The organism is Patulibacter defluvii (assembly GCF_034096925.1).
In the GTDB taxonomy this organism is placed as follows: Bacteria; Actinomycetota; Thermoleophilia; order Solirubrobacterales; family Solirubrobacteraceae; genus Patulibacter; species Patulibacter defluvii.
Map to the genome: position 1 here is coordinate 16,850 of NZ_JAWZSQ010000009.1, position 24,000 is coordinate 40,849.

Sequence of the window (24,000 nt, forward strand, 5' to 3'; positions counted from 1 at the left end):
CACCGCGATGAGCCGCCGCCTCCCCCTCCGCCTGCTCGCCGCGCTGCTGGCCCTCGTGGCCGCGCCGGCCGCCGCCGTCGCCGCCCCCACCCCGGCCCAGCAGCAGCAGGTCGCGCGCGAGGCCGAGTCGCGGCTGATGTGCGTCACCTGCAACACCCCGCTCAACCAGTCCGAGGCGACCCAGGCCAACCGCGAGCGGACCGAGATCGAGCGGCTCGCCGCCCGCGGCCTGAACGCCGACCAGGTCGTCGACCGGATGGTCGAGATCTACGGCGAGAACGTCCTGATCGACCCGCCCGACGACACCGTCCGGCTGCTCCGCTGGCTGCTGCCGGCCCTCGGCGCGCTCGCCGCCGCCGCGCTGCTGACCGTGCTGGTCCGCCGCTGGCGCCGCCGCCGCAGCGTCGACGACGACGCGCCCTTCTCCCCCGCCACCGCCGACGACGCCCCCGCCCCCGCCGAGGACGCCCCCAGCGGCGAGGACGCGCGCCGCCTCGACGCCGACCTCGCCCGCTACCGCTGAGCCGACCGTGCCGCTCGCCGTCGCCCCCGACCCCACGATCTTCGCCGCCTTCGCCGCCGGCCTGCTCTCGTTCGCCTCGCCCTGCGTGCTGCCGCTCGTGCCCGGCTACCTGTCGGTGCTGACCGGCGGCGCCAGCACGCTGCCGGCCGCCGAGCGCCGCACGACCACGATCCTCGGCCCGGCGGCGCTCTTCTGCCTCAGCTTCATCCTCGTCTTCGTCGCCCTCGGCATGTTCGCCAACGGGGTCGGCGCACCGCTGGCCAAGAGCAAGAACACGCTCGAGATCGTCGCCGGCGTGCTGCTGATGGCGATGGGCGCGATCTACCTGCTGACCCCGTTCGTCCCGTGGCTCAACCGCACCCTCCGGCCCGAGGTGCTGCTGCGCCGCGCGGGCACCGGCGGACCGGTCGTCGCCGGGATGGCCTTCGCGATCGCCTGGACCCCCTGCACCGGCCCGATCCTGGGCGCGATCCTGACCGCCGCGGCCGCCCAGACCGGCGTCGGCGGCGGCGCCTTCCTGCTGCTCTTCTACGGCCTCGGGCTGGCGGTGCCGTTCGTGGCCGCCGCGCTCGCCTTCGAGCGGGTGACGAGCGCCGCCCGCGTGCTCCGCAACCACTACGCGGTCGTGACCGCCGTCGGTGGGGTGCTGCTGCTGGTCGTCGGCTGGCTGGTGGCGAACCACGAGATGACCCGCCTGGCCGCCGAGACCCGCGACCTGGCCGACAGCCTCGGCCTCGGCGGCGTCTTCGCGTTCTTCGAGCAGTAGCCGCCGGCGAATCGGGGTTGTCCCCGATGCGGCGGGCGCGCGCGGGCCCTACGGTCGGTGGCGCGTCCCCTGCGGATCGGCCGTCGCGGTGGTTCACGTGGGCTTCATCCGGCCGCTCCTACGGTGGGTGCGTCCAGTTCACCGGCCGGCGAGACCGGCCACCCCGAAGGGAACGACCATGCTCGCTCGCGTACGTCACGGCCTGCGGTTCGCCAACGTCCTGTCGCTGCTCGCGCTGTTCGTGGCGCTCGGCGGCACCAGCTACGCCGCCATCACGATCACCTCGCGCAACGTCAAGGACAACTCGCTGACGTCGCGCGACATCAAGAACGACTCGATCAAGTCCAGCGACATCAAGAACGGGTCGCTGCTGCGCAAGGACTTCAAGGCCGGCGAGCTGCCCACCGCCACTCCCGGGACGCCCGGCACCCCGGGCACCCCCGGGACGCCCGGCACCCCCGGCGCCCCGGGAGCCGGAACCGCGCTCGACGGCTTCGCCACCACCACCGCCGGCTCGACGTCGATCTCGCTCAACACCGGCGAGTTCAACGGCGGCGACCGCGTCGCCCAGCTGACCCTGCCCGAGGGCTCCTACATCCTCTCCAGCAGCGTCGAGGTCGGCTCGAACAGCGCCAACAGCGCGCTGGTCCGCTGCGCCCTCCGCGACAGCGGCCAGGCCACCTCGCAGGGCTCGACCAGCACCCGGGCGGCGGCCGTCTTCAGCGGCACGATCGCCCTCAGCGGCCAGTCCGACGGCGGCCTCGTCGACCTGGTCTGCGTGAGCGACATCGGCGCCACCGCCCGCAACCGGGTGATCACCGCGACCCGGGTGGCGCGGCTCAACCCGTAGATGGTTGGTTCCGCGAGATCGTGGATGCGGGGTGCGTTCCGGGCGGATGCGGGACGCCACCGGGTGCCGAGAGCCAGGCCGGTGGCCTGACTGAGGTGCCCGGGGGGGGGCGGATCCGCGCCGTCCGGGACGTGCATCCGCGCCGCGAGCGCGCGGAATCAACCATCCGGCGGACTACATCTCCTCGGGCGCGTCGACCCCGAGGATGCCCAGGGCCGCCGCCAGCACCGCGGCGGTGGCCCGGCAGAGGTCGAGCCGCCGCGCGCGAACCTCGTCCGGCAGGCCGGCCGCCAGCACCGGGCAGTCGCGGTAGAAGGCGGAGAACTGCCGCGCCAGCGCCAGCGCGTAGGTCGCGATCCGGTGCGGGGCGCGGCGGGCGGCTGCCTCCGCCACCTCGTCCGGCCAGGCCAGCAGCGCCAGCAGCAGCTCGCGCTCGCTGGCCACCAGCAGCGACCCGGGTTCCGGCTCGGGCGCGCCTTCGCGGGCCTCGGTCGTCTCGCCGTCGGCCGCCCGCCGCAGGATCTTGCGGATCCGGGCGTGCGCGTACTGCACGTAGTAGACCGGGTTCTCCTGCGACTGCTGACGGGCCTCGTCCAGGTCGAGGTCGATCGTCGTGTCGACCGACCGCGCCAGCAGGTACCAGCGGGCGGCGTCGACGCCGATGTCGTCGACCAGGTCGTCGAGCGCCACGAACTCGCCCGCCCGCTTGCTCATCTTCGCCCGCTCACCGTCCTCGAAGAGGTTGACGAACTGGGTGACCAGGACCTCGATCTGCTCGGCGGTGCCGCCGAGGGCGACGAAGGCCGAGACCACCCGCGCGACGTAGCCGTGGTGGTCGGCGCCGAAGACGTCGAGCACCCGGTCGAAGCCGCGCAGCCGCTTGTCGTGGTGGTACGCGATGTCGGACGCGAAGTAGGTCGGCCGGCCGTCGGCCCGCCGCATCACCCGGTCCTTGTCGTCGCCGTCGTCGGTCGTCCGCAGCCAGAGCGCGTCGTCCTGCTCGAACGAGCGGCCCTGCGCCGCCAGCACTGCGAACGCCTCGTCGACCTCGCTGATCGGCTCGCCGCCGCCCGCGGGCGGCCGCGGCTCGTACAGCGAGCGCTCGCTGAACCAGCGGTCGAAGGTCGTCCGGAAGCGGTCGAGCGAGGCCTTCTGCCGCTCGACCATCAGCGCGATCCCGGCCAGCGCGACCTCCTCGACGGGGCGGGTCGCCGCGTCGGGGATCAGGGCCGCCACGTCGGCGATGTAGTCGCCCTGGTAGCCGCCCTCGGGGACCTCCTCGCCGCGGGCCCGGGCCTGCAGCGAGGCACCGAACATCGCGACCTGGTTGCCGTAGTCGTTGACGTAGTACTCGCGGTGGACCCGGTGGCCGTGGAAGGTCAGCAGGTTGGCCAGCGCCGACCCGAACGCCGCGCCGCGGGCGCCGCCGATGTGGACCGGCCCGGTCGGGTTGTTGGAGACGAACTCCAGGTGGATCGCCTCGTCGACGCCGGCGTCCGCTGCCGCACCGGAGCCGAACCGCTCGCCGGCGGCCACCACGTCGGCCAGCGCCGCCTGCAGCCAGCCGTCCGACAGCCGCAGGTTGAGGAAGCCGGGGCCGGCCACCTCGACCTCGCGCAGCGCGTCGCCCAGGTGCTCCTGGAGCGCCACCGTCAGCCGCTCGGCGATCATCGGCGGGGCCGCGCCGACGATCTTCGGCAGCAGCATCGCCGCGTTGGTCGCGTAGTCGCCGTGCGCCGCCTGCTTCGGCCGCTCCAGCGAGGGCGCCGATCGCGGACGCTCGCCCCCGGTGACGTTGAGCACCGCGTCGTCGAGGACGGTGCGCAGTCGCTGCAGCGGAGAGGCGATCGTTGCGTCGGTCACGGTCTCCCACACGATAGGACGCGCGGGCGCGCGACGCGGCTCCGGCCGGGCGCCCCGCCGGTTCGAGCCCGTCGACCCGCCGCCCGCGAGAATGGTCCGGTGCCCCCGCTCCCCTCCCCCGCGCCCCTCGACCCGGCCTTCCGCCGGCGGCTGCTGGCGATCCACGGCGAGCCGGCCCGGGCCTGGATCGACGAGCTACCGGCCACGATCGAGGGCTGGAGGACCCGCTGGGGGCTCGGCCCGCTGCGGCCCTTCCCGCTCTCCTACAACTGGGTCGCGGCAACCGTCCGCGACGACGACGGCGCGGCGTGCGTGCTGAAGCTCTCGCCGGATCCGGAGATCCTCCGTCCCGAGGCCGCCTGGCTGACCCTGGCCGAGGGCCGCGGCGCCTGCCGGCTGCTGGAGTCGGCCGCCGACGAGGGCGCGCTGCTGCTGGAGCAGGTGGTGCCCGGGACCCTGCTGGCGACGCTGGCCGACGTCCGCGACGACGAGGCCTGCGACGCGCTCGGCGCCGTGATCGGGGCCTTCCACCGCCCCGACGACGGAGGGGTGACGTTCGCGTCGCTGCCGACCCTGCGCGAGCGGGTGGCCGAGCTCGACGACCACCTCCGCGCCCATCCGGCGGGCGATCCGTTCCCCGGCGGGCTGGTGGCGAGCGCCGCGCGGGTGGCGGAGCAGCTGCTGGCCACCGCCGACGGCGACGTGCTGCTGCACGGCGACCTGCACCACGACAACATCCTCCGCGACGACGCCCGCGGCTGGCTGGCGATCGACCCCCACGGCCTCCGCGGCGACGCCACCTACGAGCCGGCGGCCTTCCTCTACAACCCGCTCGAGCACGGCCAGCGGGTGGCCGAGCTGGCCGCCGGCCGCTGCCGCCGGATCGCCGCCGCGACCGGCTTCGACGAGGCCCGCGTCCGCGGCTGGGGCTTCGTCCAGGCCGTCCTCTCCGCCGTCTGGTCGCTCGACGAGGACCCGCGGCCGGACGAGCACGTGCTGGCGGTGGCGCGGGTGCTGGCGCCCTGAGTCCCGCTCAGTGGTGGTACGGCTCGCCGCGCAGGATCCGGTGGGCGCGGTAGAGCTGCTCCAGCACGATCACCCGCGCCAGCTGGTGGGGCAGCGTGATCGGCCCGAAGGAGAGCCGTTCGTCGGCCCGCTCCAGCGCCAGCCCGTCGGCGCCGCCGAGCACGAAGCAGAGGTCGCGGCCGCTGGCCCGCCGCTGCTCCAGCCAGTCGGCGGCGGCGACGCTGTCGCGGGTCGGCGCGTCGATCGCCAGCAGCACGCAGTGGGCGCGGTCGGGCACCCGCCGGGCGACCTGGGCCGCGTCGGCGTCGTCGCGCAGCTCGATCGACTCCAGCTTCACGTACGGCCGCAGCAGCTTCTCGTAGTGGGCCAGGTCGTCGAGGTAGGGCGCGCGGGCCTTGCCGACGGCCACCACCGTCACCTTCACGCCGGTCCCTCCCCCGCCGCCAGCCGCGGCGGCCGCGGGGCGGGCAGGGCGATCCCCGCCTCGGCGGCGTGGCCAACCGCCGCGGCGATCCGCTCGATCGTGGTCGGGTGGGTGCCGAGCAGCAGCTGGCTGAGGCGCGCGAGCCCGCGCGGATCGGGATCGCCGAGGTTCGCCACCACGATCTTCTGCTGGAACTCGACCATCGCCGCCGGGTCGCCCGACCAGCGCAGCGCGTCGGCGTCGGCCCGCCGCTCGATCGCCCGCGAGAGCTGGCCCGAGGCCGAGGCCAGCAGCGCCCCGACCGCGCCGCCGGCCAGCAGCACCCCCGGGACGGTCACCGGCAGCGTGCCGCCGCGGCCGTCCGGGTGACCGGCGCCGGGCCGGGTCAGCGCCTCGGCCAGGACCGCCGTCGCGCGGGTCGCCGGTCCGACGACGATCGCCAGGAAGGCCAGTCCGCGCGGGATGTCGCGGTGGACGACGTGCGACAGCTCGTGGGCCACCACGACCCGCGCCTCGCGGGCCGAGAAGCGCTCCAGCAACGTGTCCCAGAAGACCACCCGCCGCGAGCGCCCGAGCCCGCTGACGTGGGCGTTGACGGCGGTCGTGCGGCGGCTGGCGTCCGAGACCAGCACCCGGTCGACGTGGACCCCGGCCCGCCGCGCCAGCGCCCGGACGTCGGCGGTCAGCGCCGGGTCGGCGGGCACCGTGCGGGTGAAGAGCGGCTCGATCAGCAGCGGCGCGGCGAAGGTCAGCGCCGCCGAGGCCCCGAGGCCGAGGCCGGCGCCGGGCAGCCACCAGCGCTGCGGCCAGCGCCGCACCAGGCCGACGGTGCCGGCCCCGAGGACCGCCCCCGCCACCCCGCTGAGCGCGGTCGAGCGGCCGGCGTCGGCCGCCCACAGCCCCCAGCTGCCGGTCGCCAGGCCCGCCCGCAGCGCCCGCCGGCGGGCGAGCGCGGCCAGCGGCAGCGGCGCCAGCCCGACGGCGGCGACCGTCACCGCCCCGGCGGCCGCGCCGGCGGCCAGCGGATGGCGCTCGAACCAGCCCGGCGGCGGGCCGGCGGGCTCCGGTTCCGGGTCGTCGGTGGCCGCGGGCGGCTGGTCGGCGCCCCACGGCGCCCAGCGGCGGCGGCGCGCCAGGGCCAGCAGCAGCCCCGCCTCGACCGCCGTCGACGCCCAGCCGAGCGCCGCCTGGGGCCGCCGGAAGCGACGCGCGCGGTCCAGCTGGTCCGGGGTGAAGTACGATCCCGGGTCGATCGGTCGGGCCGAGGCGGTCCGGGCGAGCGGGAATCGCGTCCTCGGACGCAGTGCGACCACCGCCGCCTGGGCCACGACGAGCGTCGCCGCTCCGGCAGCGAGCGGCCTCTGGGCACGCACCATCCCTCCGAGTATGCACGTCGCGGTCCTCTCCGACATCCACGGCAACCGTCACGCCCTCGACGCCGTCCTCGCCGACGCCGACGATCGCGGCTGCGACGAGATCTGGTGCCTCGGCGACATCGTCGGCTACGGCGCCGATCCGAACGGCTGCTGCGCGGCGATCCGCCAGTTCGCCGCGATCAGCCTGGCCGGCAACCACGACCTGGTGGCGATCGGGGCCCTGTCGAGCGCCGAGTTCACCCCCGACGCGGCCGCCGCGGCCGCCTGGACGGCCGACGAGCTGCAGGGCGAGCACCGCGAGTGGCTGGCCGGCCTCCAGCCGAGCGCCGAGGTCCAGGGCTGCGTGCTGGCCCACGGCAGCCCCCTGCACCCGGTCTGGGAATACGTCCTCAGCGACGAGCAGGCCGAGCGCTCGCTGGAGGCGTTCGAGGACCAGGTGGCGCTGATCGGGCACAGTCACGTGGCGCTCTCGTTCGCCAAGGCCGGCCGCGACCCGGTGGTCTTCGCCCGCCGCGGCGACGGCGACGAGATCCTGCTCGGCGCCCGCCGCTGGCTGCTCAACCCGGGCAGCGTCGGCCAGCCGCGCGACGAGGATCCGCGCGCCGCCTGGCTGGAGCTGGATCCGCTCGAAGGCCGTGCGACCTGGCGGCGGGTGCCCTACGACGTCGAGGGCGCCGCCCGCGCGATCCGCGACGCCCGCCTGCCCCCGTCACTGGCCGACCGCCTGCAGTTCGGCCGGTAGCCTCCAGCGGATCGCCCCCCAGATGCGCGCCTCCCTTCCCTTCGTCCTGCTCTGCACCGCCGCGGTCGCCCTCCCCGGGTGCGGCGGCGACTCGAAGCTGCTCGATCCGCAGTCGGCCAGCGCGCTCCAGGAGAGCCTGCAGGACGCCCGCGACGCGGCGGCCGACAACCAGTGCGCCGCGGCCCGCGACGCGGCGGTCGCCGGCAAGCAGCGGGTCGAGGAGCTGCCCGGCTCGGTCGACGACCGGCTGGTGCGACGGCTGCGCGAGGGCTTCGAGGCGCTGCAGACGAAGATCGACAGCGACTGCCAGGAGCAGTCGACGACGACCACCGACACGACGACGACCGACACGGTCCCCGAGACGACGACCGACACCCAGCCGCCGCCGACCACGACGACGACCGAGACCACGCCGCCGCCGACCCAGACCACGCCGCCGCCGACCACCGATCCCGGCGACGGCGACTCGGGCGGGGTCGATCCGGGCGCCGACGAGGGCACCGGCCTGCCGCGCAACGCCGACGAGGCGCGCCGCCGCTTCAAGGACGCCGCCAAGCGGGCCCAGAAGGATGCCCGCGAGGCCTGGAAGGACTTCCGCGACGCCGTGAAGGGGGACCGATGAGCGACCTGCTGGTGGGCCGCTACGAGCTCGGCGACCGGCTGGGCAGCGGCGGGATGTCGACCGTCCGCCTGGCCTTCGACCGGCGGCTGGAGCGCCACGTCGCGGTCAAGCTGCTGGCCGAGCACCTGGCCGACGACCGCCAGTTCGTCAGCCGCTTCCGCCGCGAGGCGCTGTCGGCCGCGCGGCTGGTGCACAACAACATCGTCCAGGTCTTCGACTTCGGCTTCGACGACGACTCCGGCCGCTACTTCATCGTGATGGAGGCGGTCCGCGGCCAGTCCGGGGCCGAGCTGCTGCACGAGCGCGGCTACCTGTCGGTGCCGGAGACGGTCTCGCTCGTCGGCCAGGCGGCCCGCGGGCTCGACTACGCCCACCGCAACGGCGTCATCCACCGCGACGTCAAGCCGGGCAACATCCTGCTCTCCGAGGACGGCACGGTCAAGATCGCCGACTTCGGGATCGCGAAGGCGATGGCCGAGGAGTCGTCGATCACCCAGATCGGCTCGGTCGTCGGCACCGCCAGCTACCTGGCGCCGGAGCAGGCGACCGGCGGCGACGTCGGTCCCGCCGCCGACATCTACGCGCTCGGCGTCGTCACCTACCAGATGCTCGCGGCGCGGCTGCCCTACGAGGCCGACTCGCTGGCCGAGCTGGCGCTGAAGCAACAGCGCGAGGCCCCGCCGCTGCTCGACCAGCTGAACGCCGAGGTCCCGCCGGAGCTGGGCCTGGTCGTCGACCGCGCCCTCAGCCTCGACCCGGGGATGCGCTACGCCAGCGCCGAGGCCTACGCGTCGGCGATCGAGGACGGCGCCTTCGGCGGCGACGGCGAGGACGACGCCCGCACCCGGATCGTCGATCCCGGCACCGGGGCGACGGCGATCGTCCCCCGCGACGCGATCGCCAGCATCGAGCGCGACTTCGACCCGGTCGACGAGGAGGACGACGACCGGACGCTGCTGCAGCCGGCCGCCGGCCGCCGGCGCGAGACCGAGGAGCGCCCGGCGGTTCCGCGGCGGACCGTCCGCGAGCCGCGCCGCGCCCCGCGCGAGGCGGTCGCCGCCGCCCCCCGCCGCGACCCGCAGCCGGGCGGCTGGGTCCAGCCGCCCGCCCAGCAGCCGGCCAAGCGCCGCGGCTGCCTCGGCCGGCTGATCCGCGCCGTGCTGATCCTGGTGGTGCTGGCCGCGATCGTCGGCGGCGCGATCTACTTCGTCGTCGGCCAGGAGATCGCGCCGCGGCTGAACGACGTCGTCGGCAACACGGTCGACGACATCAGCAACCAGATCGACAAGCTGATCAATAACAACCAGCAGAAGTAGGCGACCAGCGCCTACGGCAGCGCGCCGCCGCGGATCGCGGCGGCCTCCTCGGCCAGCCGCCCGTCGACGATCGCCTGCCGCAGGCGGGCCATCACGCGCTGGACGAAGGCCAGGTTGTGCTGGGTCAGCAGCCGCATCCCCAGCAGCTCGCGCTGGTGGGTCAGGTAGCGCAGGTAGCCGCGGCTGAAGCCGACCGCGCAGGCCGGGCACGGGCAGCCCTCGCAGAGCGGCTCGTCACTGTCCTTCCAGCGGGCCTGGGTCAGGTCGACCCGCCAGCGCTTCTCGGGCTCGGGCACGAGCGCCATCCCGTGGCGGCCGAGCCGGGTCGGCATCGCGCAGTCGAAGGTGTCGATCCCCTGCTCGACCCCGCGCACCAGGTCGTCGATCTCGCCGATCCCCAGCAGGTGGCGGGGCTTGTGCTCGTAGGCGCCGCCGAGCCGGGCGGTGGTCCAGCCGACCACCTCGTACATCTGCTGCTTGTGGCCGCCGAGCGAGCCGCCGATCGCGATCGCGTCGGCGCGCGACGCGGCGACCGTCTCCGCCGCCTCGATCCGCAGGTCGTGGTGGACCCCGCCCTGGACGATCCCGTAGACCAGCTGCCAGCCGGGCGCGTGCTGCTCGTGCCAGGTCAGGCAGCGCTCCAGCCAGCGGTGGGTGCGCTCGGTCGAGCGAGCGGTGTAGTCGCGGTCGACGTGGAACGGCGTGCACTCGTCGAAGACCACGGCCAGGTCGGTGCCGAGCGCGGCCTGGACCTCCATCGACCGCTCGGGCGAGAGGAACTGCTTCGACCCGTCGAGGTGCGAGCGGAAGGCGACGCCCTGCTCGCCGATCTCGTCGATCCGGCCGTGCGAGCGGACGCCGCCGGTCCCGGCCGCCCCGGTCCGGCCCTTGATCTCGTCGGCGACCGCCCCGTGCCCGAGCGAGAAGACCTGGAAGCCGCCGGAGTCGGTGATGATCGGCCCGTCCCAGCCCATGAACCGGTGGAGCCCGCCGTGGCCGCGGATCAGCTCGTGGCCCGGCGACAGCATCAGGTGGAAGGTGTTGCCGAGGACGATGTCGTAGCCGAGCTCGCGGACCTCGCTCGGCAGCAGCCCGCGGACGGTCGCCTTGGTGGCCAGCGGGACGAAGCCGGGCGTGCGGACCTCGCCGCGGGCGGTGGCGATCACGCCGGCGCGGGCCAGCGACCCCGGGTCCCGGGCCTCGATCCGGAAGACCTCCCGCGGGCGCTCGGCGGCGGGGCGCGGCGGCGCGTCGAGGCTCGGGACGGCGGGGGCGGCAGCGGGATCCATCGCGAGCCATCGTAGGCCGCGGGCGGCGGTGACCGCGGGCCGGCGATCGCCCGCGAGATAACTTGACATGTCTGGACTGAGATTTAATACTCGGCACAGAACGAGAACCGACCGACCCAGGAGGTCCACCACCATGACGATCGTGCGTTGGGATCCGACCCGCGAGCTCGGATCGCTGCAGCAGCAGGTCAACCAGGTCTTCTCCGCCTTCTTCGACCCGACGACGACCGCGGCCGGCACGGCTCGCTGGACGCCCGCGGTCGACCTGGTCGAGCGGGACGACCAGTACGTCCTGATCGCCGATCTGCCCGGCGTCGACCGGGACGAGGTCGCGGTCGAGGTCGAGGGCGACACGCTGACCCTCTCCGGCACCCGCCAGCTCCACCGCCAGGAGCAGCACGGCGGCTTCGTCCGCGCCGAGCGCGCGAGCGGCAGCTTCCGGCGCCAGCTCACGCTCCCCCAGGGCGTCGACGCCGAGCGGATCGAGGCCGAGTTCGACCGCGGCGTGCTCGAGGTCCGGATCCCGAAGCCGGAGGCGGTCAAGCCGAAGCGGATCGCGATCCGCACGGCCGACAGGCCGGAGACGATCGAGGCCGCGGACGAGCAGCGCGAGGCGGAGCCGGCGACCGTCTGAGCGATCGCGGCGGGCGGGCGGCGACGCCGCGCGCCCGCCCCCGCCCCCGCCCCCGCCGTCTCAGGGCTTCAGGCCCGGCTCCAGCGCCTGCAGGATCCGGGTCCAGATCGCGCCCAGCTGCTCCTGCTCCTCGGGACCGACGAGGTCGAGGAAGTGGCGCCGGACGTTGTCGAGGTAGTCGCGACGGGCGGCCGTCACCTGCTCGCGGCCCTTGTCGGTGATGACCGCGAAGTAGCCGCGGGCGTCACTCGGGCAGCGCTCGCGGACGACCAGCCCCTCGCGCTCCAGGCGATCGATCAGGCGCGTCAGGCCGCTGCGGCTGAGCACCGCCAGGGTCGCCAGGTCGGAGAGCCGCAGCCGCCCGTCCTGGGCGTCGACCAGGTGCATCAGAACCTCGTAGGCGGTCAGCTGCAGCCCGTGGTCGCGGATCAGCTCGGCCTCGAACTCGCGCTCCAGCAGGGCGTGGGTCCGGACCAGGCCGCGCCAGGCGGCCAACTCGCGCCGGTCGAGCAGGCGGGGGGCGGCGGTGGCGGTGGCGGTCTCGGACATCGGGGCTCCTACGTCGTGTCGCTCCATTGTTGCACCCGCAAGGAACGGACCGCTCCGGGTTGCAAGCGGACCGCGGTCCCGATATGCTGCGGACGCAACAATTGTTAACGCAACTTCCCCGATCCCGGGACGCCCCCATGAGCACGAAGATCGCCATCGTCTACTACTCCGCCACCGGTCACGTCCACCAGCTGGCCCAGGCGCTCGCCGCCGGCGCCGAGCAGGAGGGCGCCGAGGTGCGCCTGCGTCGCGTCGCCGAGCTGGCTCCGCCCGAGGCGATCGCCGCCAACCCGGCCTGGCAGGCCCACCACGACGCCACCCAGGACGTCGCGGTGGCGACCGCCGACGACCTGATCTGGGCCGACGGCTACGCGCTCGGCACCCCGACCCGTTTCGGCAACCCCGCGGCGCAGCTGAAGCAGTTCATCGACACCCTCGGCGGCGCCTGGCAGGCCGGGCAGCTGGCCAACAAGGCCGCGACCGCCTTCACCTCGGCGATGAACACCCACGGCGGCAACGAGTCGACGATCCTCGCCGTCGAGAACGTCTTCCACCACTGGGGCTCGGTGATCGTGCCGCCCGGCTACACCGACGCATCGATCTTCGCCAACGGCGGCAACCCCTACGGCACCGCGGTCGCGAGCGGCGCCCTCGAGGACGGCAACGTCCCCGAGGGCATCCTCGGGATCGCCCGCTATCAGGGCGCGCGGCTGGCGAAGGTGGCCGCGCTGCTCGGCCCGCTGCGAGGCTGAGCGGCGCCTCCGGCCACGGTCTCCGGGACGGGACTGGCCGGAGCAGCGCCAACGAAGGACGAAGCGGGAGCGGGCTCTCCGGGACGGGAGCCCGCTCCTCGTTCGTCCTACGAGACGATCATCGAGCGACCCGTCATCGCCTCCGGCTGGACCACGCCGAGCAGGTCGAGGACGGTCGGAGCGACATCGGCGAGGATCCCCTCGTCGCGCAGCGTCAGCCCCTCGCGGGTGACGACGAACGGCACCGGGTTCAGCGAGTGGGCGGTGTTCGGCGAGCCATCGGGCTCGAGCATGTTGTCGGCGTTGCCGTGGTCGGCGGTGACCAGGCAGACCCCGCCGCTCTCGGTGACCGCCGCCACCACGTCGGCCAGGCAGCCGTCGACGACCTCGATCGCCCGCACGGCGGCCGGGATCACGCCGGTGTGGCCGACCATGTCGGGGTTGGCGAAGTTGATGATCCCGAAGGTCGGGCCGTGCTCGCGCCAGAGCCGCACGAACGCGTCCGCCGCCTCGCGGGCCGACATCTGCGGCTTCAGGTCGTAGGTCGCCACGTCGCGCGGGCTCGGCACCACGTCGCGGAACTCGTCGCGGTGCTCGGCCTCGATCCCGCCGTTGAAGAAGTACGTCACGTGCGGGTACTTCTCCGTCTCCGCGACGTGGATCTGGGCCCCGCCGGTGGCCTCGATCACGTCCGCCAGCGTCACCTCGGGGTTGCGCGGCGGGAAGGCGATCGGGTACGGCCAGTCGGCCTTGTACTCCGTCATGCAGACGTAGCGATCGGCGGCCACCGGCGGCAGCGCCGGGTCGACCTGCTCGGGGTGCGGCGCCGCGGCCTGACGGTCGACCTCCATGTCAGCGATCCCCCCCACCCCAGCCAACGCGCGGGTGATCTCGCGCACGCGGTCGGGGCGGAAGTTGAAGACCAGGACCGTGTCGCCGGGGCGGATCGTGGCCTCGTCGCCGACCGCGGTCGCGGTCACGAACTCGTCGGTCTCGTCGCGCTCGTAGGCCTCGCGCACCGCCTGGACCGCGGTCGACGCGCGGTGCGGCGCCTCGCCGTGGACGAGCAGGTCGTAGGCCTGCTGGATCCGCTCCCAGCGCGAGTCGCGGTCCATCGCGAAGTAGCGCCCGATCACCGAGCCGACCCGGACCCGACGGCCGCTGGCCTCCTCGGAGGCCTCCGCGCACCAGCCCTCGACGGTCTCCAGGTAGCCGGCGCCGGCGGTCGGCAGCGTGTCGCGGCCGTCGCTGAACGCGTGCACCACGACGTCGCGGACGCCGGCCGCCGCGGCCGCGTCGATCAGCGCCTTCAGGTGCTCCATCGAGGAGTGGACGCCGCCGTCGGAGACCAGGCCGATCAGGTGCAGTCGATCGCCCTCCTCCCCCGCGCGCCCGGCCTCCGCCACCCGCTCCAGCGCCTCGCGGATCGCCGCGACCTCGCGGATCGAGCCGTCGGCGACCGCGTCGTCGATCCGGGCCAGGTCCTGCTTGACGACCGCGCCGGCGCCGAGGTTCAGGTGGCCGACCTCGCTGTTGCCCATCTGGCCCTCGGGCAGGCCGACGGCCGGGCCGCAGGCGGTCAGCTGGGCGTGCGGGTAGCGCGCCCAGAGGCCGTCGAAGGTCGGAGTGCGGGCCAGGCTGACCGCGTTCCCGGGACCGTCCGGCGCCAGGCCGAAGCCGTCCAGGATCACCAGGCAGACGCCGGGCGCCCAGTCGTCGCGGGTGACGCCGACGTCGGCGGTCAGGCCCGCGGCCAGCGAGCTGCGCGTGGCGGGCAGCGGCTCGGCGCCGTTGCGCGACGGCTGGGCGTCCGGCGCGTCGCTCATGCCCGCGCGGCCTCGACGATCGCGGCGAACGAGGCCGGGTCGAGCGCCGCGCCGCCGACCAGCGCGCCGTCGACGTCGGGCAGCGCCAGCAGCTCCTGGGCGTTCTCCGGCTTGACCGAGCCGCCGTACTGGACCCGCAGCTGCTCGCCCTGCTCGGCGTCGCGGGCGGCGACCAGCGCGCGGACGAAGGCGCAGGCGTCCTGGGCCTGCTCCGGGGTCGCGACCTTGCCGGTGCCGATCGCCCAGATCGGCTCGTAGGCGATCGTCACCTTCGCCAGGTCGCCGTCGGCCACGTCGTGCAGCCCCTCCTGGACCTGGTGGCGCAGGACCCGCTCGGTCTCCCCCGCCTCGCGCTGCTCCTCGGTCTCGCCGACGCAGAGGATCGGCTCCAGGCCCGCGGCCAGGATCGCCGGCAGCTTCTTGCGCAGGTCGGCGTCGGTCTCGCCGAAGAACTGGCGCCGCTCGGAGTGGCCGACGACGACGCCGGCGACCTCGAGCTCGTCGAGCATCGCGATCGAGACCTCGCCGGTGTAGGCGCCCTGCTCGGCCCAGTGGACGTTCTGGGCGTAGACCTGGAGCGACGAGCCGCGGGTCGAGTCGACGACCGCCTGCAGCGACGGGAAGGGGACGCAGACGCCGATCTGGACGTCGTCGATCGCCCCGACCAGCGGCAGCGCGCCGCTCACGAACGCCTCGGCCTCGGCGATCGTCTTGTGCATCTTCCAGTTGCCGGCGACGAAGGGCGTGCGGGTCATCGGTGCGGTGCTCCGGTGTGGTTCGGGAACGACGGTTGGGGACGGTGCGGCGCGGCGCTAGGCCTGGCGCAGCACCTCGACGCCGGGGAGGGCCTTGCCCTCGATCAGCTCCAGCGACGCGCCGCCGCCGGTCGAGAGGTGGGTGACCTGGTCGCCGAGGCCGAACTGCTGGAGGGCCGCGGCGCTGTCGCCGCCGCCGACGACGGTGGTGGCGCTGGTCTCCGCCACGGCCTCGGCGACCGCGCGGGTGCCGGGCGCGAACGGGGCCAGCTCGAAGGCGCCCATCGGGCCGTTCCAGAAGACCGAGCCGGCGCCGAGGATCTCCTCGCGGTAGGCGGCCGCGGTCTTCGGCCCGACGTCGAGGCCCATCCAGCCCGCCTCGACGTCGACCCCGTCGAGGTCGCGCTGCTCGGTGTCGGCCGAGAACTCGCGGCCGAGCGAGAGGTCGACCGGCAGCAGCAGCCGGCAGCCCTTCAGCTCGGCGTCGCGCAGCGCGCGGGCGGCGGGCTCGACCCCGGCCTCCTCGCAGAGCGACGAGCCGACCTCGTGGCCCTGGGCCTTGAAGAACGGGAAGCACATCGCGCCGCCGATCAGGATCGTGTCGGCGCGCTCCAGGAAGGCGTCGATCACGCCGATCTTGTCGGTCACCTTGGCGCCGCCGACGATCGCGACCAGCGGCCAGCCCGGATCCGCCAGGATCCCCTCGAGCGTCTCGACCTCGCCCTGGAGCAGCAGGCCGGCGGCCTTCTGCTCGACGTGGTGGGCGACGCCCTCGGTCGACGCGTGCGCGCGGTGGGCGGCGCCGAACGCGTCGTTGACGAAGACGCCGTCGCTGAGCGCGGCGTAGGCCCGCGCCAGCTCGGGGTCGTTCTTGGTCTCGCCCGGCTCGTAGCGGACGTTCTCCAGCATCAGCACCTGACCGGGCTGCAGCGCCGCGGCCAGGCGGGTCGACTCGCCGCCGACGACCTCGGGCGAGAGCGTCACGTCGCGGGCCAGCAGCTCGCTCAGGCGGGCGGCGACCGGCGCCAGCGAGAGCTCCGGGTCGACGCCCTTCGGGCGGCCGAGGTGGGCGGCCAGGATCAGCGCGGCGCTGTCGTCGAGCAGCCGCCGCAGGGTCGGAAGGGCGGCCTGGATCCGGGTGTCGTCGGTGATCGAGCCGTCGGCCAGCGGGACGTTGAAGTCGACGCGCACGAAGACCCGCTTGCCGTCGACCTGCAGGTCGTCGAGCGTGCGGATGGCGGCCGGCGTGGTCGGGGCGTCGGAGCTCATGCGGATCCTTCGGGCGTCGGGAGGTCGTCGGAGGGACCGGCGCCGCGCGGGGCGGCGCCGGACCAGGGTCCCGCGCGCGGCCGTCGTCCGGCCGCGCAGCGGGCGGGGTGGTCTAGAGCAGGCGCCCGACCAGGTCGACGACGCGGTTCGAGTAGCCCCACTCGTTGTCGTACCAGGAGACGACCTTCACCAGCGTGCCGTCGATGACCGAGGTCAGCAGGCCGTCGACGATCGAGCTGTGCGGGTTGGTGACGATGTCGCTCGAGACGATCGGATCCTCCGTGTACTGGAGGATGCCCTTCATCGGACCCTCGGCGGCGGCCTTGAACGCCGCGTTCAGCTCCTCGGCCGAGGTCGCGCGGTCGGCCTCGAAGGTCAGGTCGACGACCGAGCCGGTCGGGACGGGGGCGCGGACGGCGAAGCCGGACAGCTTGCCGTTCAGCTCCGGCAGCACCAGGCCGACGGCCTTGGCGGCGCCGGTCGAGGCCGGGACCAGGTTGGTGGCGGCGGCGCGGGCGCGGCGGAGGTCGCTGTGGGGCGCGTCGAGCAGCCGCTGGTCGCCGGTGTAGGCGTGGATCGTCGTCATCAGGCCGTGCTTGATGCCGACCGTGTCGTTGGCGACCTTCGCGAACGGCGCCAGGCAGTTCGTCGTGCAGGACGCGTTCGAGACGACGTGGTGGCTGGCCTTGTCGTACTGGTCGTCGTTGACGCCGAGCACGAGGGTGATGTCCTCGTTCTTGGCCGGCGCCGAGATGACGACCTTCTTGACGTCGCCCTTGAGGTGGGCCTTGGCGACGTTCGCGTCGGTGAAGAAGCCGGTCGACTCGATCACGACGTCGGCGCCGACCGACGCCCAGTCGATGTTGCCGGGCTCGCGCTCGGCGAAGACCTTCAGCTCGTCGCCGTCGACGATCAGGCCGCCGTCGGTGGCCTCGACGGTCCCCGGGTACGGCCCGAGGATCGAGTCGTACTTGACGAGGTGGGCGAGCGTCTTCGGGTCGGTCAGGTCGTTGACCGCGACGAAGTCGATGTCCGCTCCTGCGGCCTTGGCGGCGCGGAAGACGTTGCGGCCGATCCGGCCGAAGCCGTTGATGCCGACGCGTACGGGCATGGAACCGTCCTTGTGGGGTCCGAGTCAGAGCGAATGTGCAACCACGACGGCCCGACCCCACCGTGGTCGCGGCGGACTCGGGCGACCCAGTGCAGGCTATCGGAGGGGACGTCGTGTGCGCCGTCCGCCAGGGCCGGTCACTCGCCGGTGCGGGTGCGGTGGAGCTGCGCGTAGACCTCGCGCGCGACCTTGCCGGGAAGGCCCGGCGTCGCCTCCAGCTGCTCGCGCGAGGCGGCGACGACCCGCTCGGGCGAGCCGAAGTGCTGCAGCAGCGCCTTCTTGCGGGCCGGGCCGACGCCGGTCAGGTCGTCGAGCACCGAGCCGGTCAGGCGCCGGTCGCGGCGGCCGCGATGGTGGCTGATCGCGAACCGGTGGGCCTCGTCGCGGACCCGCTGCAGCAGCTGCAGCGCCGGCGTGTCGTGGCCCATCAGGATCGGCGCCGAGCGGCCGGGCAGGAAGACCTCCTCGATCCGCTTGGCCAGCGAGACGACGGCCACGCCGCGCTCGACGAACGGCTCGAGCGCCCCCAGCCCGGCCGACAGCTGGCCCTTGCCGCCGTCGATCACGATCAGGTCGGGCAGGCTCGCGAACGACTCGTCGCGGCCCGGCTCGTGGACCGGCTTCTCCTGCTGACGGGTCCACTGCGCCAGCCGACGCCGCAGCACCTCGTTCATGCTCCGGAAGTCGTCCGGGGTGTCCGGCTCGAGGTCGCGGATCACGAACCGGCGGTAGTGGTCGTTGGCCGGCGCGCCGCCCTCCAGCACCACCATCGAGGCGACCGTCTCGGTCCCCATCAGGTGCGAGATGTCGTAGCACTCGATCCGGACCGGGATCCGGTCGAGGTCGAGCCGTCGCTGGAGGTCGGAGAGCGCCTCGACCCGCTGCTCGCGCCGGCGCTCGGCCTTCAGCCGCTCCTGCCCGAGGGCCAGCTCGGCGTTGCGCCGAGCCATGTCGAGCATCCGCCGGCGGTCGCCGCGCTGCGGGGTGGCGACCTCGACCCGGCCCCCGCGCAGCTCGGCCAGCGCCTCGGCCAGCGCGGCGTGCTCGTCGACCTCGTCGGGAACGAGCACCGTCGGGGGCACGGTGGCGCCGGCGTAGTAGCGCAGCAGGAACTGCTCCAGCACCTCGGGGACCTCGCCCGAGACGCCGGTCAGGTAGAAGGAGTGGCGGTCGGTCAGCGAGCCGTCGCGGACCTGGAAGACCTGGGCGTTGGCGTCGTCGCCGTCGACCGTCACCGCGATCACGTCGAGGGTCCCGATGCTGTCGCTGGTCACCCGCTGGCGCTCCAGCAGCGAGCGGACCGCCTGCAGCCGGTCGCGCTCGCGGGCCGCCCGCTCGTACTCCTGGGCGGCGGCCGCGTCGTGCATCCGCTCCTCGATCGTCGCCTCGATCTCGCGGTAGCGGCCGGCGAGGAAGGTCATCACCCCGTCGATCGCGTCGCGGTACTCCTCGCGGGTGACGTAGCCGACGCAGGGCGCGGTGCAGCGGTCGATGTGGAAGTCCAGGCACGGCGAGCCGGAGCGGCGGCCGGGCTCGGCCCCCTCGCAGGTGCGGAACTGGAACAGCCGCCCGAGCAGGTCGAGCGTGTGGCGGACCCGCTTGGCGTTCGAGTAGGGCCCGAAGTAGCGGCGGCCGGGGCGGTGCTTCTCGCGCGTGAGGAACACCCGCGGGTAGTCCTCGTCGAGCGTGATGCAGACGTAGGGGTACGACTTGTCGTCGCGCAGCCGGATGTTGAACTCGGGCTGGTACTGCTTGATGAAGCGGTTCTCGACCAGCAGCGCCTCGGTCTCGCTGGCCACGAGCACGAAGTCGATGCTGTCGGCGACGTCGACCATCTCGACCGCGCCGCGGGTCACCGGGTTGACGAAGTGGCTGGCGACCCGCTTCTTGATCGACTTCGCCTTGCCGACGTAGATCACCTCGCCCGCGTCGTCGCGGAAGAGGTAGACGCCCGGCCCGTCGGGCAGCGTGCGGCGCTGCTCGGCGAGTCGGTCGCGGCGGGATGCGGCGCGCTCGGCCATCGCCTTCGAGGATACGTCGGCGGCCGGCCGGGCCCGTCCCCGCCCGCCGTCACGATCTCCCCACCCGATTGGCACCGTTTCGGCACGCTTTGCCCCTGGTTCCGTCACAGCGCCCCAGGCGACCCTGGCGGCATGCCCCCCTCCCCCCACCCGCGCGGCCAGGCGTCGGTCGAGCTGGTCGCGCTGCTGCCGATGCTGATGCTGCTGATGTTCGGCCTGCTGCAGGCCGTCCTGGCCGGCTACGCCGCGTGGTCGGCCGCCACCGCCGCCCGCGCCGGGGCCCGTGCGGCCGCCGTCGGCCGCGATCCGACCGCCGCCGTCCGCCGGGCCGCGCCGCTCGGCGGCCGGGCCGCCAGCGTCGTCCGCGAGGGCGACGCGATCCTCGTCCGGCTGCCGGTGCCGTCGCTGCTGCCGTGGCGGCTCGGCCAGGTCGAGGGTCGGGCCCGCTTCGAGGCCCAGCGATGACCGGTCGCGGATCCGTCGGCGAGCAGGGTCAGGCGGCGGTCGAGGTCGTCGCGCTGGCGCCGCTGGCGCTGCTGGCGCTCGCTGCCCTGGCGGTGGCCCTGCAGGCCCAGCGCGCGGGCGAGGCGGCCGGTGCCGCCGTCCACGCCGCCGGCGTCGCGCGGCTGCAGGGGCGGGATCCGCTCGCCGCCGCCCGGGCCGCGGTCCCCGGCCTCGCTCCCGACCGGCTCGCCGTGCACGTCCGCGGCGATCGGGTCCAGGTGCGGGTGCGGGCCGCGGGACCGCGCGCCCTGGTCGCCCGCTTCGACGCCGAGCGGACGGTGCTCGTGCGCCCGATCGGGAACGACGACCGATGACCGCGGTGGCGATGGCCGGCGCGCCCCGCGCCACCGGCCCGACGGCCGGGCCCCAGGTCGTGCTCGCCCCGCGAGAGCGCGCGGCCAGCGTCGGCGCCGCCGTCGCCTGCCCGCTGATCGCGCGCCGCGGCGCGGTCCCGGTCGTGGCGCTCTGGGACGGCGATCCGGCTGCCTCGCAGACCGTCCTCCCCCGCCCGTTCGCCACCGGTGCCGCCCGCCGCGGCGTCGCCCGGGCCGAGCGCTGCGGCGTCGCCGCCGTCGCCCGCGGGCGCATGGTCCAGGCGGCGCTGCCGGCCGACGACCGGCAGGCGGTCGCCGCGGTCGACCGCCTGGCCGTCGCCGACGGCCTCGGCCCGCTGGTCGTCGTCCTCGCCGGGCCGTGGGGTCCCCCGTTTCTGCCGCTGCTGGTCGCCGCCGGCCGCGTCCACGCCGCCGGACCGACGGCCGCGCTCGCCGCCTGCGCCACGACGCTCGCCCGCCACGGGATCGCGGTCATGCCGGCCCCGCGGGCGACCGGCCCACTCGCCCAGCGACTGCTGCGGGCGGGCTGGATCGGCCGCGCCCACGTCCGCCCCACCCCCGTGTCGCAGCCGCCCGCGACGGCCCCCGGCGAACGCGGCCAGGCGCTGCTGCTGGTGCTCCTGTTCCTGCTGATCGCGTTGTCGCTGGCCGGCGTGCTCGGCGCCGTCGCGGCCGCCGCCGGTGGGCGCGAGGAGCGTCAGCGCACCGTCGACCTGGCCGCGCTCGCCGCCGCCGACCGGATGCGGGCCGACTGGCCGCGGCGGGCCGGGCTTCCGGCCGCCCTCAGCGAGGCCGCGTTCCGCTCCCGCGCGGTCGTGGCCGCCCGCCGCACGGCGCGCGACAACGGGCTGGAGGCGGTCGCCGTCGACTTCCCGGACGCCGAGGCCTCCGAGGGAGGGCCGCTGACCGTCCGCGTCCGGGCCGACGGCGCGCGCCTGGTCGCCGGGATCCGGCTCTCGCAGGCGGTGACCGCGACCGCCGAGCTCTCCCCGCCCGCGCTCTCCCTGGAGGACGCCGCGACCGGCGCCGAGTACCGCGGGCCGCTGGCGCGCCGCGACGGCCGCCCGATGCGTCCCGACGTCGCCCTCGCCTTCGACCGGATGCGGGCCGCCGCCCGCCGCGACGGCCGCGCCCTGACGGTGGTCAGCGGCTTCCGCTCCAACGCCGAGCAGGCGCGGCTGTTCGCGGCCAACCCGAACCCGCGGATGGTCGCCCCGCCCGGTCGCAGCAACCACCGGCTGGGGATCGCGCTCGACCTCGGCCCGGCCGCCTCCTACGGCTGGCTGGCGGCGCGGGCCGCGCGGTTCGGCTTCCGCAAGCCGATGGCGTGGGAACCATGGCACTGGGAGTTCACGCGCGACCCCGGCAGCACCCTCGAGGCCGGCCCGCGTCCGTTCGGTGCCAGTGCGCTGCCGCCGTGGGTGCCGGCGGCGTACCGCGCGGCGATCCGCCGCGCGAGCGTCCGCCACCGCGTCTCGGCCGCGCTGCTGGCGGCCCAGCTGCGGCAGGAGTCCGGCTTCGACCCGCGCGCGGTCTCGCCGGCCGGTGCCCAGGGGATCGCCCAGTTCATGCCCGGCACGGCGCGGGCGGTCGGCCTGCGCGACCCCTTCGATCCACCGGCGGCGATCGACGCCCAGGCGCGCCTGATGCGCTCGCTGCTCATCCGCTTCGGCGCCGTCCAGCTGGCGCTCGCCGCCTACAACGCCGGCGAGGGCGCGGTCGCCCGCTGCCACTGCGTCCCGCCCTTCCCCGAGACCCGTCACTACGTCGCCGTGATCATCGCCCTGATGCGCGGGCACGACCCGGTCGGCGGCCTCGCCGACGCCCTCACGATCCGATTGGTGGCTGATGTCCACGTCCCGTCAGCCCGCGCGCGAGCAGCTGCTCGACGCCCCGCCCCCGCCCATCCCCCGCCCGCTGGACTTTCCCCCGCATCCGTCTAGATTCGAAGACGTGTCCAACTCCCCCACCACCATCATCGATGGCACCCTCCACGCGGTCGACCCCGCGACCTGGCGGCTCGACCGCCTGGCCCAGCCGTCGGTCGCCTGCCTGGTCGCCCCCGAGCAGCGCCAGAGCGCCGACCGCCTGGCCGGACGGCGCGTGCGCGTCGTCGGGCGCGGTGCGTTCGCGCCGGGCCGCGGCGAGCCGCACCGGATCACGGTCGAGCGCCTGGTCCCGCTGCCGGACCTGCCGGGCCTCGACGCCGCCGCCCACGCCCAGACCTGGACCTGGCCGACGCTGGTCGCCGCCCAGGGAACGGCCCCGCTCGACGAGCCGTCGGCGCTCGCCGTCGGCATCTTCGACGCCGACCGCGAGCTGGAGCACTTCCTTGCGTCCCTCCGGGCGGCCTGACGTGCCGGTGCCGCGGATCACCCGATCGACGCGGGCCGGCCGGGCGGTCGGCGATCGGCCCGGGCCGGTGCTGCTCGACACCGACGTCTTCTCCTGCCTGCTGAAGGGCCCGCGGCAGGCGGCGAGCTGGACGCCGGTGGTCGCGGGCAAGCACGTGCTGGTCAGCTTCGTGACCGTGGCCGAGCTGTTCGCCTGGGCCGAGATCCACCGCTGGGGCTCGCCGCGGCGAAACGCGCTCGCGCGGGCGATCTCCACCGTCACCGTCATCCCCCCGAACCAGGAGCTGATCGCCGAATGGGCCAGCGTCCGCGCCGAATCCCTCCGCGACGGGCACCCCCTGGGCGCCCGGTCCCAGACGCACGACGCCTGGATCGCCGCGTCGGCCCGGCTCTACGAGCTGCCGCTCGCCACCGGCAACGGCCGGCACTTCGCCGGGGTGGCGGGGATCGCGCTGATCGACGGTTGAGCGGGTCGGTGTCGCCGCTCCGCCGCCGGTCAGACGACGTCGCGCCAGCGCTGGTAGACCGCGAACAGCATCGCCACGGCCGAGCCCACCAGGACCAGCCAGAGGACGGTGCCGGCGCCGGTCTCGACCAGGCGCGGGCGGGCGGCCATGGCGACGACGATCATGCCGATGGCGCCGTAGAGCAGCAGGCGGTGGGCGTCGCCCAGGATCTCGATCCGGCCGCGGGTCTCGCGGTAGGCCCGGATGCCGAGCAGGACGATCGCGCCCAGGAACAGGGCGCTGAGGGTGGCGCCGACGGCCGCTCCGCCGTCCCCGCCGCCCGGCACCAGCCAGACGATCAGGGCCAGGCCGACGACGATCGCCGCGGTGCGCACGCCGTTGCTGGTCACCGGCCCAGCCTACCGCTCAGGGCCGCGGCGGCCCGCCCGGCACGTGGTCGCCGGACGTTGAGCGCGCGGCGCCCGGCGACCGGCCGTTCGCCGTCGTCACCTTCCGGTCGCCGAGCGACCGAAACGTCGCGGCGGGCGGCGCGCGGCGGCCGGCCGCCCCCACCGTCACCTTCCGGACGCCAAGCGACCAGAACGTCACAGCGGGCAGCGCGCCCGGCGGCCGTCCGGGCCCCACCG

The 24,000-nt window shown here is 75.0% G+C and carries 25 protein-coding genes; 14 read left to right on the top strand and 11 right to left on the bottom strand.

The genetic code is table 11. The features are described 5' to 3' along the window. Positions 1-7: 7 nt before the first annotated feature. The 3 genes from SH587_RS11290 (at position 8) to SH587_RS11300 (ending at position 2,139) form a co-directional block, all read left to right on the top strand. Positions 8-523 carry a cytochrome c-type biogenesis protein gene (locus SH587_RS11290; protein ID WP_320670713.1) on the top strand — a complete coding sequence of 172 codons (516 nt, stop codon included), beginning with the start codon at positions 8-10 and terminating at the stop codon, positions 521-523. Between the two features lie 7 nt (positions 524-530). After that, positions 531-1,289 carry a cytochrome c biogenesis CcdA family protein gene (locus tag SH587_RS11295; RefSeq protein ID WP_320670714.1) on the top strand — a complete coding sequence of 253 codons (759 nt, stop codon included), beginning with the start codon at positions 531-533 and terminating at the stop codon, positions 1,287-1,289. A gap of 178 nt (positions 1,290-1,467) precedes the next feature. Next, positions 1,468-2,139: a hypothetical protein gene (locus SH587_RS11300; RefSeq protein ID WP_320670715.1), complete on the top strand. Its 672-nt coding sequence runs from the start codon at positions 1,468-1,470 to the stop codon at positions 2,137-2,139. Between the two features lie 174 nt (positions 2,140-2,313). Here the strand turns inward: SH587_RS11300 and argS are convergent, their stop codons facing one another. Then, positions 2,314-4,002, bottom strand: a complete 1,689-nt coding sequence (gene argS, locus SH587_RS11305; RefSeq protein ID WP_320670716.1) for an arginine--tRNA ligase — start codon at positions 4,000-4,002, stop codon at positions 2,314-2,316. Positions 4,003-4,101: 99 nt separating this feature from the next. Between argS and SH587_RS11310 the strand changes: the two genes are divergently transcribed. After that, entirely contained in the window at positions 4,102-5,028 is a 927-nt protein-coding gene (locus tag SH587_RS11310) for an aminoglycoside phosphotransferase family protein (protein WP_320670717.1), read from the top strand. A gap of 7 nt (positions 5,029-5,035) precedes the next feature. Here the strand turns inward: SH587_RS11310 and SH587_RS11315 are convergent, their stop codons facing one another. Continuing rightward, positions 5,036-5,452: a 23S rRNA (pseudouridine(1915)-N(3))-methyltransferase RlmH gene (locus SH587_RS11315; RefSeq protein ID WP_320670718.1), complete on the bottom strand. Its 417-nt coding sequence runs from the start codon at positions 5,450-5,452 to the stop codon at positions 5,036-5,038. Beyond that, the gene (locus SH587_RS11320; RefSeq protein WP_320670719.1) at positions 5,449-6,828 is read right to left on the bottom strand and encodes a M48 family metalloprotease; all 1,380 of its coding nucleotides are present in this window, start codon (positions 6,826-6,828) and stop codon (positions 5,449-5,451) included. The genes SH587_RS11315 and SH587_RS11320 overlap by 4 nt, the downstream gene beginning before the upstream one ends. Positions 6,829-6,838: 10 nt before the next feature. Between SH587_RS11320 and SH587_RS11325 the strand changes: the two genes are divergently transcribed. From SH587_RS11325 to SH587_RS11335, 3 genes are read left to right on the top strand one after another with little or no spacing between them, the layout of a single operon-like run. Further along, positions 6,839-7,570 carry a metallophosphoesterase family protein gene (locus tag SH587_RS11325; protein WP_320670720.1) on the top strand — a complete coding sequence of 244 codons (732 nt, stop codon included), beginning with the start codon at positions 6,839-6,841 and terminating at the stop codon, positions 7,568-7,570. A 22-nt stretch (positions 7,571-7,592) separates the two neighbouring features. Continuing rightward, positions 7,593-8,192, top strand: a complete 600-nt coding sequence (locus SH587_RS11330; protein WP_320670721.1) for a hypothetical protein — start codon at positions 7,593-7,595, stop codon at positions 8,190-8,192. Then, positions 8,189-9,508, top strand: coding sequence for a protein kinase domain-containing protein (locus SH587_RS11335; RefSeq protein ID WP_320670722.1), 1,320 nt, complete (start codon positions 8,189-8,191; stop codon positions 9,506-9,508). The genes SH587_RS11330 and SH587_RS11335 overlap by 4 nt, the downstream gene beginning before the upstream one ends. A gap of 11 nt (positions 9,509-9,519) precedes the next feature. Here the strand turns inward: SH587_RS11335 and tgt are convergent, their stop codons facing one another. Continuing rightward, positions 9,520-10,797 (bottom strand): tRNA guanosine(34) transglycosylase Tgt, encoded by a 1,278-nt coding sequence (tgt, locus tag SH587_RS11340; RefSeq protein WP_320670723.1) that lies wholly within the window; start codon positions 10,795-10,797, stop codon positions 9,520-9,522. Between the two features lie 133 nt (positions 10,798-10,930). Between tgt and SH587_RS11345 the strand changes: the two genes are divergently transcribed. Beyond that, positions 10,931-11,431: an Hsp20/alpha crystallin family protein gene (locus tag SH587_RS11345; protein WP_320670724.1), complete on the top strand. Its 501-nt coding sequence runs from the start codon at positions 10,931-10,933 to the stop codon at positions 11,429-11,431. A gap of 60 nt (positions 11,432-11,491) precedes the next feature. Here SH587_RS11345 and SH587_RS11350 read toward each other — a convergent pair whose 3' ends face one another. After that, complete coding sequence (locus SH587_RS11350; protein WP_320670725.1) at positions 11,492-11,980, bottom strand: MarR family winged helix-turn-helix transcriptional regulator; 489 nt, start codon at positions 11,978-11,980, stop codon at positions 11,492-11,494. Between the two features lie 137 nt (positions 11,981-12,117). Here SH587_RS11350 and wrbA point away from each other — a divergent pair, with 137 nt between their 5' ends. After that, positions 12,118-12,732 carry an NAD(P)H:quinone oxidoreductase gene (gene wrbA / locus SH587_RS11355; RefSeq protein ID WP_320670726.1) on the top strand — a complete coding sequence of 205 codons (615 nt, stop codon included), beginning with the start codon at positions 12,118-12,120 and terminating at the stop codon, positions 12,730-12,732. 107 nt (positions 12,733-12,839) lie between these two features. Here wrbA and gpmI read toward each other — a convergent pair whose 3' ends face one another. From gpmI to uvrC, 5 genes are all read right to left on the bottom strand, one after another. Continuing rightward, positions 12,840-14,558: a 2,3-bisphosphoglycerate-independent phosphoglycerate mutase gene (gpmI, locus tag SH587_RS11360; RefSeq protein WP_320670727.1), complete on the bottom strand. Its 1,719-nt coding sequence runs from the start codon at positions 14,556-14,558 to the stop codon at positions 12,840-12,842. Continuing rightward, the gene (tpiA, locus tag SH587_RS11365; RefSeq protein WP_320670728.1) at positions 14,555-15,313 is read right to left on the bottom strand and encodes a triose-phosphate isomerase; all 759 of its coding nucleotides are present in this window, start codon (positions 15,311-15,313) and stop codon (positions 14,555-14,557) included. Before tpiA ends, gpmI begins: the two co-directional genes overlap by 4 nt. Before the next feature lie 57 nt (positions 15,314-15,370). Further along, positions 15,371-16,582, bottom strand: coding sequence for a phosphoglycerate kinase (locus SH587_RS11370; RefSeq protein ID WP_320670729.1), 1,212 nt, complete (start codon positions 16,580-16,582; stop codon positions 15,371-15,373). 112 nt (positions 16,583-16,694) lie between these two features. Next, a complete protein-coding gene (gene gap, locus SH587_RS11375; RefSeq protein WP_320670730.1) occupies positions 16,695-17,693 on the bottom strand; it encodes a type I glyceraldehyde-3-phosphate dehydrogenase in 999 nt (332 codons plus the stop codon). Between the two features lie 137 nt (positions 17,694-17,830). Then, entirely contained in the window at positions 17,831-19,714 is a 1,884-nt protein-coding gene (gene uvrC, locus SH587_RS11380) for an excinuclease ABC subunit UvrC (protein WP_320670731.1), read from the bottom strand. Between the two features lie 132 nt (positions 19,715-19,846). Here uvrC and SH587_RS11385 point away from each other — a divergent pair, with 132 nt between their 5' ends. From SH587_RS11385 to SH587_RS11405, 5 genes are read left to right on the top strand one after another with little or no spacing between them, the layout of a single operon-like run. Beyond that, positions 19,847-20,179, top strand: a complete 333-nt coding sequence (locus SH587_RS11385) for a TadE/TadG family type IV pilus assembly protein (RefSeq protein WP_320670732.1) — start codon at positions 19,847-19,849, stop codon at positions 20,177-20,179. Then, on the top strand, positions 20,176-20,532 hold the full coding sequence (locus SH587_RS11390; RefSeq protein ID WP_320670733.1) for a hypothetical protein: 357 nt from the start codon (positions 20,176-20,178) through the stop codon (positions 20,530-20,532). Before SH587_RS11385 ends, SH587_RS11390 begins: the two co-directional genes overlap by 4 nt. Beyond that, positions 20,529-22,496, top strand: coding sequence for a transglycosylase SLT domain-containing protein (locus SH587_RS11395; protein ID WP_320670734.1), 1,968 nt, complete (start codon positions 20,529-20,531; stop codon positions 22,494-22,496). Before SH587_RS11390 ends, SH587_RS11395 begins: the two co-directional genes overlap by 4 nt. A gap of 10 nt (positions 22,497-22,506) precedes the next feature. Continuing rightward, positions 22,507-22,908 (top strand): hypothetical protein, encoded by a 402-nt coding sequence (locus SH587_RS11400; protein WP_320670735.1) that lies wholly within the window; start codon positions 22,507-22,509, stop codon positions 22,906-22,908. Between the two features lie 7 nt (positions 22,909-22,915). After that, positions 22,916-23,374 carry a PIN domain-containing protein gene (locus tag SH587_RS11405; RefSeq protein ID WP_320670736.1) on the top strand — a complete coding sequence of 153 codons (459 nt, stop codon included), beginning with the start codon at positions 22,916-22,918 and terminating at the stop codon, positions 23,372-23,374. 29 nt (positions 23,375-23,403) lie between these two features. Here SH587_RS11405 and SH587_RS11410 read toward each other — a convergent pair whose 3' ends face one another. Then, a complete protein-coding gene (locus SH587_RS11410) occupies positions 23,404-23,763 on the bottom strand; it encodes a hypothetical protein (RefSeq protein ID WP_320670737.1) in 360 nt (119 codons plus the stop codon). Positions 23,764-24,000: the final 237 nt, after the last annotated feature.

Coding starts and splice junctions, on each gene's coding strand:
- SH587_RS11290 (WP_320670713.1), top strand. CDS start 8: ATGAGCCGCCGCCTCCCCCTCCGCCTGCTCGCCGCGCTGCTGGCCCTC.
- SH587_RS11300 (WP_320670715.1), top strand. CDS start 1,468: ATGCTCGCTCGCGTACGTCACGGCCTGCGGTTCGCCAACGTCCTGTCG.
- SH587_RS11320 (WP_320670719.1), bottom strand. CDS start 6,828: ATGGTGCGTGCCCAGAGGCCGCTCGCTGCCGGAGCGGCGACGCTCGTC.
- SH587_RS11325 (WP_320670720.1), top strand. CDS start 6,839: ATGCACGTCGCGGTCCTCTCCGACATCCACGGCAACCGTCACGCCCTC.
- SH587_RS11330 (WP_320670721.1), top strand. CDS start 7,593: ATGCGCGCCTCCCTTCCCTTCGTCCTGCTCTGCACCGCCGCGGTCGCC.
- SH587_RS11335 (WP_320670722.1), top strand. CDS start 8,189: ATGAGCGACCTGCTGGTGGGCCGCTACGAGCTCGGCGACCGGCTGGGC.
- tgt (WP_320670723.1), bottom strand. CDS start 10,797: ATGGATCCCGCTGCCGCCCCCGCCGTCCCGAGCCTCGACGCGCCGCCG.
- SH587_RS11345 (WP_320670724.1), top strand. CDS start 10,931: ATGACGATCGTGCGTTGGGATCCGACCCGCGAGCTCGGATCGCTGCAG.
- SH587_RS11350 (WP_320670725.1), bottom strand. CDS start 11,980: ATGTCCGAGACCGCCACCGCCACCGCCGCCCCCCGCCTGCTCGACCGG.
- wrbA (WP_320670726.1), top strand. CDS start 12,118: ATGAGCACGAAGATCGCCATCGTCTACTACTCCGCCACCGGTCACGTC.
- gpmI (WP_320670727.1), bottom strand. CDS start 14,558: ATGAGCGACGCGCCGGACGCCCAGCCGTCGCGCAACGGCGCCGAGCCG.
- tpiA (WP_320670728.1), bottom strand. CDS start 15,313: ATGACCCGCACGCCCTTCGTCGCCGGCAACTGGAAGATGCACAAGACG.
- SH587_RS11370 (WP_320670729.1), bottom strand. CDS start 16,582: ATGAGCTCCGACGCCCCGACCACGCCGGCCGCCATCCGCACGCTCGAC.
- gap (WP_320670730.1), bottom strand. CDS start 17,693: ATGCCCGTACGCGTCGGCATCAACGGCTTCGGCCGGATCGGCCGCAAC.
- uvrC (WP_320670731.1), bottom strand. CDS start 19,714: ATGGCCGAGCGCGCCGCATCCCGCCGCGACCGACTCGCCGAGCAGCGC.
- SH587_RS11385 (WP_320670732.1), top strand. CDS start 19,847: ATGCCCCCCTCCCCCCACCCGCGCGGCCAGGCGTCGGTCGAGCTGGTC.
- SH587_RS11390 (WP_320670733.1), top strand. CDS start 20,176: ATGACCGGTCGCGGATCCGTCGGCGAGCAGGGTCAGGCGGCGGTCGAG.
- SH587_RS11395 (WP_320670734.1), top strand. CDS start 20,529: ATGACCGCGGTGGCGATGGCCGGCGCGCCCCGCGCCACCGGCCCGACG.